General features: G+C 74.4%; 7 protein-coding genes. 2 read left to right on the top strand and 5 right to left on the bottom strand.

The genetic code is table 11. The features are described from left to right. Positions 1 to 35 precede the first annotated feature (35 nt). From ACFY4B_RS09390 to ACFY4B_RS09380, 3 genes are all read right to left on the bottom strand, one after another. A complete protein-coding gene (locus ACFY4B_RS09390) occupies positions 36 to 332 on the bottom strand; it encodes a hypothetical protein (RefSeq protein ID WP_387967040.1) in 297 nt (98 codons plus the stop codon). Then, positions 329 to 871, bottom strand: coding sequence for a stage II sporulation protein M (locus ACFY4B_RS09385; RefSeq protein ID WP_387967038.1), 543 nt, complete (start codon positions 869 to 871; stop codon positions 329 to 331). Before ACFY4B_RS09385 ends, ACFY4B_RS09390 begins: the two co-directional genes overlap by 4 nt. Before the next feature lie 82 nt (positions 872 to 953). Next, positions 954 to 1238: a hypothetical protein gene (locus ACFY4B_RS09380; protein ID WP_387967036.1), complete on the bottom strand. Its 285-nt coding sequence runs from the start codon at positions 1236 to 1238 to the stop codon at positions 954 to 956. A 95-nt stretch (positions 1239 to 1333) separates the two neighbouring features. Between ACFY4B_RS09380 and ACFY4B_RS09375 the strand changes: the two genes are divergently transcribed. After that, on the top strand, positions 1334 to 1903 hold the full coding sequence (locus ACFY4B_RS09375; RefSeq protein WP_181970730.1) for a response regulator transcription factor: 570 nt from the start codon (positions 1334 to 1336) through the stop codon (positions 1901 to 1903). A 100-nt stretch (positions 1904 to 2003) separates the two neighbouring features. On the opposite strand, the gene lspA is transcribed toward ACFY4B_RS09375, so the two are convergent. Continuing rightward, positions 2004 to 2552 (bottom strand): signal peptidase II, encoded by a 549-nt coding sequence (gene lspA, locus ACFY4B_RS09370; RefSeq protein WP_234348152.1) that lies wholly within the window; start codon positions 2550 to 2552, stop codon positions 2004 to 2006. 176 nt (positions 2553 to 2728) lie between these two features. Beyond that, positions 2729 to 3916 carry a PLP-dependent aminotransferase family protein gene (locus tag ACFY4B_RS09365; RefSeq protein WP_387967034.1) on the bottom strand — a complete coding sequence of 396 codons (1188 nt, stop codon included), beginning with the start codon at positions 3914 to 3916 and terminating at the stop codon, positions 2729 to 2731. A 433-nt stretch (positions 3917 to 4349) separates the two neighbouring features. On the opposite strand from ACFY4B_RS09365, the gene ACFY4B_RS09360 reads away from it, so the two are divergent. Then, positions 4350 to 13802, top strand: coding sequence for a beta-ketoacyl synthase N-terminal-like domain-containing protein (locus ACFY4B_RS09360; protein WP_387967032.1), 9453 nt, complete (start codon positions 4350 to 4352; stop codon positions 13800 to 13802). The last annotated feature ends 1 nt before the right edge of the window (position 13803 follow it).

The raw sequence follows: 13803 nt of genomic DNA, 5'->3' as shown, positions 1-13803 counted from the left end.
CGGTGCGGGCGGTGCGAGCCCGGTCCGGCGCGGGCTCAGCGCGGGATCAGGCAGAGCGCGAGGAGCACCGCCGCAGGCGCGAGCGCGGCCGCCGCGCTGCGGGCGGTGCTCAGGCCGGTGCTGCGGCGCAGGACCTCGGTGAAGGCCGCGAACAGCACGAGGCCGAGACCGGCCAGGGGTTGGACGAGGACGGCGAGCGCCAGGGCGGCGCGGTGGCGCAGGCGCCCGGCCCGGCCGTCGTCCCGGCCGTCGTCCCGGCCGTCATCCCGGCCTTCGGGCGCGGCCTCCGGATCGAGCAGGGGACGGTGGTCCGTCGTGGTGGTCAAGGTCATCGGGGGCTCACCCACGTTTCCACGCCCGCGGCCACGGCGAGCGCGGCCAGCGAGGTTCCGAAGAGGACAGCGGCGTCGACCACGTGCTGGCTGAACGGGGCGCCCCGTCCGGACGCCAGGCGGCGGGACAGCCCGAGCGCCGGGGCCAGGCCGGCCGCGACGGCGAGGCCGAGGGCCGGCAGTTCGAGCACCGCGTGCGGTCCGACGGCCCGCAGCAGTTGGCCGCCGCCCAGCGCGTACGCGTGCCCGATCAGCACGCCGACACCGAGGCCGGAGAGCAGCGAGAAGGCGACCGTGGTCAGGCCGAGGGTGGCGACTCCGCTGAAGGCCAGCGCGGCCACCTTGGCGTTGTTGAGGAAGACCTCGAGCCACAGGTCCGGACCGGCGGGCTTGGGTTCCACGCGGACGGCGGACTCGATGCCGCCCGAGCAGGCGATCCCGATCGCCATGCAGGCGAACCAGAGCAACTGCCCCGCGGCCACGGCCCAGCGCTGCCGGGCCCAGGCGGCTGCGAGCCCTCCGCGGACTCCCGCGATCACGTCGTCCCTCCCCAAGACGTCTGCTGCACACGGCCGGTGGGCCGGACCCCGTCGGTGCGGCGGGGTCCGGCCGGCGCCCGGGTCAGGCGATGATGGCGCGGCGGCCGCCGGCGGTGATCGCCTTCTTGAGCATCCACATGGCCACGCCGCCGGCGGCGGTGACGCCACCGAACAGGGAGAGGGCGGCGGCGACGTCGGTGCCGGCCTCGATGGCGGTCAGCACGCGGTCGGCGCTCTTGTACTCCAGACCGAAGTAGCCGGTCAGCACGTCAGGGGTGGTGGCGGCCAGCAGGAGCGGGGCGCTCAGACCGGCAACGGCCGCACCGGCGGCGGCGATGCGCTTCTCCGGGGTCGAGAAAACGGACATGTTAATCTCCAGTTCGCCACCTTTAGGGAGTGGTTGGGAATATCCGGCAGCCACCGGTCGCTTCGGGACTGCGCCTGATCATCGAATCCGACCCCGTGCTGACGGTGGTGGCGGACTGTCCGGTGGACCGGGCGGTCGAGCAGGCCCGCGCGCTCCAGCCCGACCTGGTCCTGCTCGACCTCGGCCGCCAGGCCGACGCGGCCCTCGACACCCTGCTCTCGCTGATCTACCTGCCCCGGGCGCCCCGGGTGGCCATGCTGGCCACGGAGGAGGACGGCGACCTGCTGAACCGGGCGCTGCAGCACGGCGCGGTCGGCTGCCTCCGGCGGAACGCCCCGAGCGGCCTGCTGCTGGACGCCGTCCGGGTGCTCACCTCGGGCGGCACCGTGGTCTTCCCGCAACTCCGGTCGGCCGCCCCGGCGGTGGCGCCCGAGCCGCCCGACCGGCAGGTCCCGGCCCGGCTCAACGCCCGCGAGCGGGAGCTCCTGGTCTGCCTGGGCGAGGGTCTGTCCAACGCGGACATCGCCGAGCGGCTGTACCTCCGCCCGGCGACCGTCAAGGACTACGTCAGCGAGCTGCTCGCCAAACTGGGCGTCCGCAACCGGACCCAGGCCGCCGTCCTGGCCGAGCGGTACGGACTGCTCAGGGCCCACGCCGCGGCGTGAGGAAGGGGCCCCGTGCGGGGCCCGGCGCACGACTCGGGGGCCCCGCAGGCGGGTTCGGGGCCGGCCGGGCGGCTCTCCCCGGGCCGGACGGCCGGCTGCCCTACGGGTTCTTCACCTCGGCGGTCCGTTCCGTCGCGTCCGGCTCGGCCGGCTCCTCGGTGGCGCGCGTGCCGTCCAGGCGGATGCCGCGCATCGAGGCCCACATCACCAGGGCGCTGCCGCAGACCACGCCGCAGTCGGCGAGGTTGAAGACCGGCCAGTGCGGCAGTTGGATCCAGTCCACGACGCGTCCCTCCCACGGGGAGGGGTCCCGGAACAGCCGGTCGATGAGGTTTCCGGCCGCACCGGCGATGACCAGCCCGAAGGAGACCGCCCAGAGGGGGGTGCGGATCCGGGGCGACACCACCAGCATGAGGACGATGACCAGCATCTTCACCGTGGTGAAGAACCAGGTCTCCCCCGCGCCGATGGAGAACGCCCCGCCCGAATTGAAGACCAGCGTGAATTTCAGAAGCCCGCCGAGGGTCGATGTCGGATCGGTCCCCGAGAAATGTGTCAGCGCTATCTGTTTGGTGATGAAATCCGACGCCAGCAGTGCGATTGCCACGGCTGTCATGGTGCCCAGTCGTCGAGGCGTGTCACCGGACAAGGAAGCTCCTCGCGCAACCCGTAGGCGTAGTAAGCCAGTCATGGCCGCATTGTAGGTGACGGCGGCTTGCGCACGAGTGTCCACAAGTACGGGAGCGCACCGTCAGAACGGGAGCATACCCGCGCCGTTGCCGGGCGCCGGCCCCGCCGTCGCCGGGTGTCGGCGGGCCCCGATGGTCACCCGAAGATCCCGGCGAGGCGGGTCAGTCCTTCCCTGATCGCCTCGGCGGGGTGTCCGGTGAACGACAGCCGCAGGGTCGCCGGGTCGGGCCGGTCCGCGAAGAACGGCGCGCCGGGTACGTAGGCGACGTCGTGGGCCGCGGCCCGGGGCAGCAGGGCGGTGGCGTCGTGCCCGTCCGGCAGGCGCACCCACACGAACATCCCGCCGTCCGGCCGGTTCCAGGTGCTTCCGTGGGGGAGCGCGTGGGGCAGGCCGTCGAGCAGCGCGTCACGGCGTTCCCGGTAGGCGGCGCGGACCCGCGTCAGGTGCGCGTCGAGGTCGGCATGGGTGAGGTACCGGGCGGCGGCGGCCTGGTCGACGGTGGAGGAGTGCAGGTCGGTGGTCTGCTTCACCGTCGTACAGGCGCGGCGCAGTTCGGCCGGAGCGCGCAGCCAGCCGAGGCGCATGCCCGGGGACATGGTCTTGGAGAGGCTGCCGAGCAGCACCGTGCGGTCGGCCGCGGCGTCGAGCGAGGCGATCCACGGCAGCGGAGCGCCGTCGAACCGCAACTCGCCGTAGGGGTCGTCCTCGACGATCCACAGGCCGTGGCGGGCCGCGACCTCCGCGACGGCCCGGCGGCGCTCGACGGAGAGCGTACGGCCGGTCGGGTTCTGGAAGTTGGGGACGAGGTAGAGGAGTCTGGGCCGCTCCGAGGCGACGAGGCGGGCCAGCGCCACCGGGTCGACGCCGTCCTCGTCGGAGGGGACCGGGACGACGCGGGCTCCCGCGAAGGCGAAGCACTGCAGGGCCGCCAGATAGGTGGGGTTCTCCACGAGGACGGTGTCGCCGGGGGCCAGCAGCGCCGTCGAGACCAGCGTCAGTGCCTGCTGGGAGCCCGAGGTGACCAGCAGGTCGTCCGCCGGGGTGGGCAGGCCGCGGGAGCCCAGCCGCTCCGCGACGGCCGCCCGCAGCGCCGGGTCGCCCTCGGTGGTCGAGTACTGGAGGACGCGGTGCGGGGCCGTGGCCAGCACGTGGTCGTACGCGGCCCGCAGGCCGGTGACGTCGAAGAGCTCCGGGGCGGGCAGGCCGCCGGCGAAGGAGATCACCTCCGGCCGCGCCGTGAGTTCGAGGATCTCCCGCACGGACGAGGCGTGGGCGGCGGCGTGGCGGGCGACGGGAACGGGGGCGGCGGCTGGGCTCGTCATGCCCGCAGGATACGGACGATCGGGGCGGTGTCCCGGGTGCGGGAGTCCCACGGGTGCCCAAACATGTCCCGTCGATTTCTTGCCGAGATCGCTCAGGCGTCCGTGGTGACGGCGGGTTCCGCGACCGGCCGTGCCGGACCGTGATCTTCCGGAAACCACCAGGTGGGACCGGGGCGGACGTTGACCTGCGGTCTTCCGCCAGATGGGCCGAAAACGCGTGGTCGGCCGTCGAACGGGCTTGTCGGGCGGTGCGGTGCGTATGTCAGTCTCTGGGGGCCGTGTGCCGTGTTCCACAGTGTTCTGACGGGGAATTCCGAATCTCTCTTTCCTTTCCCTGGTTCTCCGGGATGCGTTCCGTCATGCCGTCGGTCGGTTCGAAGTGATAACAGGGGGCGTCATGTCTGATCTCCGCCATGGGCATTCCGAGGCCTCCGTGAATTCCGCGGGAAATCGGTCGGTGCCGGAGGAACCCATCGCGTTGGTCGGAATCTCCTGCCGCCTTCCGGGGGCTGCCGGACCCCGGCAGTTGTGGGACCTCCTGCGGGACGGCCGCAGCGCCGTCACCGAAACTCCCGACGACCGCCGGGGCGGTCCCGGGGGGCCCGGGGACGACGAGCCGTCCGCCCTGCGGTGGGGGGCGTTCCTGGAGGACGTGGACCGGTTCGACGCGGGGTTCTTCGGGATCGGCCCGCGCGAGGCCGCCGCGATGGATCCGCAGCAGCGCCTGGCCCTGGAACTGAGCTGGGAGGCCTTCGAGGACGCGGGAATCCGCCCGGAGACCTGGCGCTCCCAGGACACCGCCGTCTTCCTCGGCGTGGCGTCCGGCGACTACGGCCTCCTGCTCGACCGTCGGGGACCGGCCGCCCGGACCCCGCACACCGTTGCCGGCACCCAGCGCGGCATGACGGCCAACCGCGTCTCGTACGCCCTCGGCCTGCACGGCCCCAGCCTCACCGTCGACGCCGGCCAGGCGTCGTCGCTGGCCGCCGTCCACCTGGCCTGCGAGAGCCTGCGGCGCGGCGACTCCGCGCTCGCCGTGGCGGGCGGGGTGCACCTCAACCTGCTGCCCGACACGGCGCACGCGATGGCCGGGCTCGGCGCGCTCTCGCCCGACGGCCGCTGCTTCACCTTCGACGAGCGGGCGAACGGCTACGTCCGCGGCGAGGGCGGGGCGATGGTGGTGCTCAAGCCCCTGAGCCGGGCCCTCGCGGACGGGGACCCCGTGTACGGCGTCCTGCTCGGCAGCGCCCTGAACAACGACGGCGGTGGAGAAGGACTGACGGTGCCGGCCCGGGCCGGGCAGGAAGAGGTGCTGCGGCGGGCCTGCGCGAGGGCCGGTGTCGACCCCGCGCACGTCCAGTACGTCGAACTGCACGGGACGGGCACCAGGGTCGGCGACCCGGTCGAGGCCGCCGCGCTGGGCGCCGTGTTCGGCACCGCCCGGACGGCCGGCCAAAGCCCCCTGCACGTCGGCTCGGTGAAGACGAACGTCGGCCACCTGGAGGCCGCGGCGGGCGTGGTCGGCCTGGTCAAGGTGGCACTGTCGCTCCAGCACGCGACGCTGCCGCCGAGCCTCGGCTTCCGCACCCCCAACCCGCTGATCGACATGGACGCCCTGCGGCTGCGCATGGTGACGGACCGCCTGCCGTGGACCGGGGCGGACGGCACCCGCCTCGCGGGCGTCAGCTCCTTCGGTCTCGGCGGGACCAACTGCCATGTCGTGCTGTCCCAGCCGCCCGCCCCCGCCGTGGACACCCGGGCGCCGGCGGACGGCGGTTCCGGCGTGGTGCCGTGGGTCCTGTCCGGTGCCACAGCGGAGGCGCTGCGGGCCCAGGCCGACCGCCTCCGGTCGTACGTGGCCGAGGAGCCCGACGCCGAACCCGCCGACGTGGCCCTCGCGTTGGCCACCACGCGCGCGACCCGGGAGCACCGCGCGGTCGTCGTCGCGGCCGACCGCGAGGAGTTCCTCCGGGCCCTGACCGCCGCCGCCGAACCCGGCGGAGTCGACCCGGCACTGGTCCGGGGCAGCGTCGCCGAGGACGGCGAGGTGACCTTCGTCTACCCGGGCCAGGGCTCCCAATGGGACGGCATGGCAAGGGAGTTGCTTGACACCTCGGCCGTCTTCCGGGAGCGGATGGAGCAGTGCGACGCGGCGCTGCGGCCGCACGTCGACTGGTCGCTGCTCGACGTCCTGCGCGGGACGCCCGACGCCCCGCCCCTGGAACGGGTCGACGTCGTCCAGCCCGTGCTGTGGGCCATGATGCTCGCCCTGACCGAGGTGTGGGGCTCCTTCGGGGTGCGTCCCGACGCGGTGGTGGGGCACTCGCAGGGCGAGATCGCCGCCGCGTGCGTCGCGGGCGCCCTCAGCGTCGAGGACGGCGCGAGGATCGTGGCGCTGCGCAGCCGCGCGCTCGGCCGGCTGGCGGGCACCGGCGCCATGGCCACCGTCTCCCTGCCCGTGGCGCAGGTCCGCGACCGGCTCGAACGGGGCTGGGACGGGGTGGAGATCGCCGCGGTCAACGGCCCGGTGTCCACGGTGGTCTCCGGTCCGCCCGGGAGCGTCGACCGGCTGCTGGCGGAGTACGAGGCCGAGGGCGTCTGGGTGCGCGCGATCCCGGTCGACTACGCCTCGCACTCCGGCGACGTGGAGGTCCTGCGGGACGCGCTGCTGACGGAACTCGCCGGGATCACCCCGCGCCGGTCGCGGATCCCGTTCTGCTCCACCGTCACCGGTGAGATCACCGACACCACGGAGCTGGACGCCGGCTACTGGTACCGCAACCTGCGCCGGCCGGTCCGGATGGAGACCGCCACCCGGCACCTGCTGGAGGCCGGGCACCGGACGTTCGTCGAGGTCAGCCCGCACCCGGTGCTCACCGTCGCGCTCCAGCAGACCGTCGGTGCCGCGGCGGCGGTCACCGGGACGCTCCGGCGGGGCGAGGGCGGTCCGCGCCGTCTGCTGGACTCCGTCGCCCGGCTCCACGTGCGCGGTGCGCGGGTCGACTGGCGGCCCGCGCTCCGGACGGGCAGCGGGCGCCGGCTCCGGCTGCCCACCTACCCGTTCCAGCGGCAGTCGTACTGGCTCGACGGCGAGGACCGGCGCGAGACCGTGGTGGCGGACCGGCGTGGGCCCGCGGTGGCGGACCGGCGTGTGCCGTTCGGCGCGGAGACCGGGGCCCCCGCACCCGGGCCGTCGCGGCCCGGCCACGGCGAACTGACGGGCCTCGTACGGGAACACGCCGCGGCCGTGCTCGGCCACCCGGAGCCCGGGCTGGTCGACACCTCCCGCCGCTTCAAGGACCTCGGCTTCAACTCGCTGGACGCCGTCAACCTCCTGGAACGGCTGACCGCCGCCACCGGCGTCCCCCTCCCGCCCACCCTGATCTTCGACCACCCCACACCCGCCCTCCTGGCGGAGTGGCTGCGCACGGAACTCGCGGGCGAACGCACCGACACCGGCGCCGCACCCCTCCGCACCCCCCACGACGACGAGCCGATCGCGATCGTGGGGATGGGGTGCCGGTACCCGGGCGGGGTGCGGTCGCCGGAGGACCTGTGGCGGCTGGTGTCGGAGGGGCGCGACGCGATCTCCGGCCTCCCGGAGGGGCGGGGGTGGGACCTGGAGCACCTCTACGACCCCGATCCCGACGCGGGGGAAGGCGGGCGGACGTACACGCGTGGCGGGGGTTTCCTGCACGACGCGGACCTGTTCGACGCGGGGTTCTTCGGCGTTCCGCCGCGCGAGGCGGAGGCGATGGACCCGCAGCAGCGGCTGCTGCTGGAGGTGTCGTGGGAGGCGCTGGAGCGGGCGGGGATCCGTCCCGACACCCTGAAGGGCAGTGCGACCGGCGTCTTCACCGGAGTGATGACCAGCGGCTACCGGCCCGCCCCCGCCCGGGTCCCGGTGGAGTTCGAAGGACACGTCCTGACCGGCAACGAGAGCAGTGTCGCGTCCGGCCGGGTGTCCTACGTGCTGGGGCTGGAGGGCCCGGCCCTGTCGGTGGACACGGCGTGCTCGTCGTCGCTGGTGGCGCTGCACCTGGCGGTGCAGTCGCTGCGGCGGGGCGAGTGCTCGATGGCCCTGGCCGGCGGCGTCACCGTCATGGCGGCCCCGGCCACCCTCATCGAGTTCGCCCGGCACCGGGGTCTGTCCCCGGACGGCCGGTGCCGGGCCTTCGGTGAGGGGGCCGAGGGGACGGGGTTCGGTGAGGGTTGCGGCGTGCTGGTGCTGGAGCGGCTTTCCGACGCGCGGCGGGCTGGGCGCCGGGTGTTGGGGGTGCTGCGGGGTTCGGCGGTGAACCAGGACGGTGCGTCGAACGGGTTGACGGCGCCGAGTGGTCGGGCGCAGGTGCGGGTGGTGCGCGGGGCCTTGGAGGACGCGGGGTTGGCGGCGGGTGACGTCGACGCGGTGGAGGCGCACGGGACGGGCACGCGGTTGGGCGATCCGATCGAGGCGCAGGCCTTGCTGTCCGCCTACGGGGTGGAGCGCGAAGTGCCGTTGTGGCTGGGCTCGGTGAAGTCGAACATCGGTCATACGCAGGCCGCCGCGGGCGTGGCGGGTGTGATGAAGATGGTGCTGGCGATGCGGCACGGGGTGCTGCCGCGGACGTTGCACGCGGAGGTGCCGTCGTCGCATGTGGACTGGTCCTCGGGCGGGGTGGAGCTGCTGGCCGAGGCGAGGGAGTGGCCTGAGCTGGACCGGCCGCGGCGGGCGGGTGTGTCGTCCTTCGGGATCAGTGGGACGAACGCGCATGTGATCGTGGAAGGGGTCGCCGAAGAAGCAACTGCCTTTCCCGATAGCCCTGTTGATGATGTGGTGCCGTGGGTGGTGTCCGGGCGGTCGGTGGAGGCGTTGCGGGCGCAGGCCGGCCGGCTGGCGGAGCACCTGACGGAGCGCCCGGAGGTCGGAGCGGGCAGCGTCGGCTGGTCGCTGGTCGCGCAGCGCTCACTGTTCGAGCAGCGCGCCGTCGTGACGGGCGCCGACCGTGAAGAACTGCTCGCCGGACTGCGGACCCTGGCCGAGGGCGGCACGGCGGACAACGTCACCGTCACGCCCTCCACCGCACCCCCCGACGGCTCGAACAGGCTCGCGCTGCTCTTCACCGGCCAGGGCGCACAACGCCTCGGCATGGGCCGCAGTCTGCACCGGGACTTCCCCGTCTTCGCGAAGGCGTTCGACGAGGCGTGCGCGCAGTTGGACGCGCACCTGCCCGTCCCCCTGAAGGACGTCGTCTTCGGTACGGACGCCGACCTCCTGGACCGCACCCTGTACGCCCAGTCGGCCCTGTTCGCCCTGGAGACCGCGCAGTTCAGGCTCCTGGAGCACTACGGCATCAGGCCCGACCACCTGCTCGGACACTCGGTCGGCGAGGTGGCCGCCGCCCATGTCGCGGGCGTGCTCGACCTGCCGGACGCCGCGCTCATGGTGGCGACGCGGGGACGGCTGATGCAGGCCGCCCGCGGCGACGGCGCCATGATCGCCGTGGAGGCCACCGAGCAGGAGGTCCTGGCGGTCCTCGGAGAGCGCGAGGACCTGGCGGGGATCGCCGCGGTCAACGGCCCGCGGTCCGTGGTGGTCTCGGGTGATGCCGAGGTCGCCACCGAGGTCGCGGACCACTTCGCGGCGCTGGGGCGCCGGACCAGGCGGCTGCGGGTCAGCCACGCCTTCCACTCTCCCCACATGGACAGCGCGCTGGAGGAGTTCCGCACCGTTCTCGAAGGCCTGACCTTCCGCGCCCCCGTCCTCTCCGTCGTGTCCAACGTGACCGGGCGGGAGGCCACCGCCGAGCAGCTCTGCTCCCCTGACTACTGGGTGTCCCACATCCGCCGCGCCGTCCGGTTCGGCGACGGGGTCGAGCACCTCGCCGGGCTCGGCGTGGGGACCTACCTCGAACTCGGCCCCGACGGTGTCCTGACCGGTCTGGTCCCGGACTGCCTGCCGGCCGGGACCGACGCGGTCACCCTGCCGCTGCTGCGGGCCCGGCGCCCGGAGAGCGGCTCCCTGCTCACCGCGGTCGCCCAGGCCGCCTTCATCGGCCACCTGCCCGACTGGTCCCCGCTCTTCCCGGGCGGGCGGCCGGTGGAGCTGCCGACGTACGCCTTCCAGCACCGGTCCTACTGGCTGACGCAGGACACCGCCGTCGCGGACGTCGCCTCGGCGGGTCTCGAGACCGTGGGGCACCCGCTGCTGGGCGCGGCGGTCGAGCGGCCCGACGGGAGGGGCTGGGTGTTCACCGGCCGCCTGTCGCCCACGACCCACCCCTGGACGGAGGACCACGTCATCGGCGAGGAGGTGCTGCTGCCCGGTGTGGCGCTGCTCGACGTCGCCCTCGCGGCGGGCACCCGGGCCGGCTGCCGGCGGCTGGACGAACTCACCCTGGAAGCCCCGCTGTCCCTCCACCCCGACGCCCCGGCCGACCTGCGCGTGGTGCTGGACCCCGAAGAGGAGGGACGCTGGTCGCTGGCCGTGTTCTCGCGCTCCGACGACACCTGGCGGCGCCACGCCACCGGCGTGCTGGCCGCCGGGGCCGAAGGCACCGGGAGCGCGCTGACGGACTGGCCGCCGAAGGACGCGACCCCCCTCGACGTGGCCGACGCGTACCAGGCCCTGGCCGCCCGTGGCTACGACTACGGGCCGACCTTCCAGGGCCTGCGCGCCGCCTGGCGCGACGGCGACGTGCTGTACGCGGAGGTCGGGCTCCCGGCCGGCGTGGAGCCCTCCGGTTTCGGAGTGCACCCGGCCGTGCTGGACGCGGCGCTGCACCTGCTCGTCCTGGAGGGCGACCAGGCGGCCGGGCTCCGGCTGCCGTTCGCCTGGTCCGGTGCCGAACTGCACGCCACCGGTGCCACCGCGCTGCGGGTACGGCTGACGCCCACCGGCACCGACACCGTGGCCCTGGCCGTCTGCGACGCCGCCGGGGCGCCGGTCGCCACCGTCGAGGCGCTGACCCTGCGCCCCTACTCGGCGGCGGGCGGGGGCCGTACGCCGCTGTTCGCCGTGGAGTGGGTGCCCGTGCCGGACCCGGCCGCCGGCACCGCTCCGGCCGGCCCGGCCCCGGACCTGCCGACGGACCCGCCGACGGACCGCTGGGCCGTCCTCGGCACGCGCGGCCCCGACCTGCCGGGCGTGACCCGCCACGCCGACCTCACCACGCTGGCCGGTGCGGTCGAGGACCTGGAGGTGGCCGTCCTCCCGTGGACGGCGAGCGCGCCGGAGCACGCGGTGCCGTCCGCGGCCCATGACGCCGCCCGGGAGGTCCTGGGCCTGCTGAAGAGCTGGCTGGCCGAGGAGCACCGGACCTCCGCGCCCCTGGTGGTCCTCACCCGGAACGCGGTGGCCGTCGAAGCGGCCGAAGGCGTGGCGGACCTCGCCGCATCCGTGCTGTGGGGCCTGCTGCGCACCGCCCAGACCGAACACCCGGGCCGCTTCGTCCTGCTCGACGCCGACGCCGACCCGACCCCCGGGCTGGTGGCCGCCGCGCTCGCCACCGGAGAGCCTCAACTGGCCCTGCGCAACGGCACCTTGAAGGCCGCCCGGCTGGCCCGGCAGACATCCCGTGAGCTGCTCGCACCCCCGGAGGGCGCGCCGGCCTGGCGGATGGAACCGGGCGCCAGCGGCTCCCTCGACGCGCTGTCCCTCCAGCCCCGCCCCGAGGCGCTCGCCCCCCTGTTGCCGGGCGAGGTGCGCGTCGCCGTCCGCGCCGCGGGCCTCAACTTCCGTGACGCGCTGAACGCCCTGGGGCTCTACCCCGGCGACGCGGGCCCGCTCGGCATCGAGGGGGCGGGCGTGGTCACCGAGGTCGGTCCCGGAGTGACCGGGTTCGCGCCCGGCGACCGGGTCATGGGCCTGCTGCCCGGCGCGTTCGGACCGGTGGTCGCCACCGACAGCAGGATGCTCGTCACCGTCCCGGATGGCTGGACCTTCGCCCAGGCGGCGGCCGTTCCCGTCGTCTTCCTGACCGCCTACTACGCGCTGACCGACCTGGCCGCCCTGGCCCCGGGCCAGTCGCTGCTGGTCCACGCGGCGGCGGGCGGCGTCGGCATGGCCGCGGTCCAGCTCGCCCACCACCTCGGCGCGCGGGTCTTCGGCACCGCGAGCCCCGGCAAGTGGGACACGCTGCGCTCGATGGGCCTGCCGGACGAGCGCATCGCCTCGTCCCGGGACCTCCTCTTCGAGCAGGGCTTCCGCCGGGTGCTCGGCGAGGACGGCGGCTTCGACGTCGTCCTCAACGCGCTGGCCCACGAGTACGTGGACGCCTCGCTGCGCCTGCTGCGCCCCGGCGGCCGGTTCCTGGAGATGGGCAAGACCGACGTCAGGGACCCCGCGTCCCTCCCCGACGTCTCCTACCAGGCGTTCGACCTCATGGTGGTCGACGCGGACCGCATCCAGGAGATGCTCACCGAGCTCGTGCGCCTCTTCGAGGCCGGCGCGCTCACCCACCTCCCGCTCACCGTCCGGGACGTCCGCCGGGGCAGGGAGGCCTTCCGCCACATCAGCCAGGGCCGCCACACCGGCAAGAACGTGCTCACCCTTCCGGTGTCGTTGGATCCGGAGGGGGCGGTGCTGGTGGTCGGTGGGACGGGGGTGCTGGGGGCGTTGCTGGCGCGTCATCTGGTGGTGGCGTGCGGGGTGCGGCACCTGGTGCTGGTGAGTCGTCGGGGTGTGGAGGCGCCCGGGGCGGCGACACTGCGGGACGAGCTGTTGGAGTTGGGCGCGCGCACTGTGGTGGTGCGGGCGTGTGACGCGGCCGACCGGGTGGCGTTGGGGGTGCTGGTCGACGAGGTGGTGGCCCAGCGGCCGCTGACGGGTGTGTTCCACGTGGCGGGGGTGCTGAGGGACGGGGTGCTGGTGTCGCTGGGTGCGGAGGCGCTGGGGGAGGTGTTGCGGTCGAAGGTGGACGGTGCGTGGGCGTTGCACGAGGTGACGCGGGAGCGGTGCCCCGGGCTGGCGGCCTTCGTGCTGTACTCCTCGGTGTCGGGCCTGGTGGGCACCGCGGGCCAGGCGAACTACGCGGCGGCGAACACCTTCCTGGACGCGCTGGCGCAGGAGCGGTCGGCCCGGGGGCTGCCGGGTCTCTCGCTGGCGTGGGGGCTGTGGGAGCAGGAGTCCGGCATGACCGCCGGCCTCGACGACACGGCCTTCCAGCGCTTCGAGCGGTACGGCATCGGAAAGATCCCCTCCGAACAGGGCATGGCGCTGTTCGACGAGGCGCGGCAGGGAAGCGAGCCGGCCGTGGCACCGCTGGTGCTCGACCCGGCGCGACTGCACGCGAGGGCCGCCGTGGCCGACCTGCCACCGCTGCTGCGCGGCCTCGTCTCCGCCCCGGCCCGGCGTACGGCGGCCCCGGCCGCGGCACCGAGGACGGCGGGCGCCTCCACCTGGACCGACCGGATCGCGGGGGCGGCCGGAGGACGCGGCCTCGACGTCGTGACGGAGCTCCTGTGCCAGGAGATCGCCGACGTCCTCGGCCACCCGGGGCCCGGAGCCATCGACACCGGCGCGGAGTTCCGGGGGCTCGGCCTCGACTCCCTCACCCTCGTCGAACTGCGCAACCGGCTCAACGCGGCCACCGGGCTCAGGCTCCCCGTCAACGTGCTGTTCGACCAGCCCACACCGGACGAACTGGCCGCCCACCTCCTGGCGGCCCTCGAACCCGGGCAACCGGACCCGGTCTCGCGCATCCTCGCCGACGCCGACCGGATGGAGGAGGCGTTGAAGCTCTTCGCCGGCGAGCGCGAGGACCGCACCAGGGTCACCACCCGACTGACGCAGATCCTTCGCGCCTGGCAGCGGGAGCAGGACGAACCCGCCGAATCCGCCGACGACCTCGACCACGTGACCGACGACGAACTCTTCGACGCGCTCGACAACGAACTGTCGCGCTGAG

This window comes from Kitasatospora sp. NPDC001261 (assembly GCF_042896795.1).
GTDB lineage: Bacteria > Actinomycetota > Actinomycetes > Streptomycetales > Streptomycetaceae > Kitasatospora.
This window is presented reverse-complemented; position numbering and strand designations above follow the sequence as displayed.

What these genes read in the sequence shown, in the direction of transcription:
- ACFY4B_RS09390 (WP_387967040.1), bottom strand. Translation starts at nt 332, where the DNA reads ATGACCTTGACCACCACGACGGACCACCGTCCCCTGCTCGATCCGGAG.
- ACFY4B_RS09380 (WP_387967036.1), bottom strand. Translation starts at nt 1,238, where the DNA reads ATGTCCGTTTTCTCGACCCCGGAGAAGCGCATCGCCGCCGCCGGTGCG.
- ACFY4B_RS09365 (WP_387967034.1), bottom strand. Translation starts at nt 3,916, where the DNA reads ATGACGAGCCCAGCCGCCGCCCCCGTTCCCGTCGCCCGCCACGCCGCC.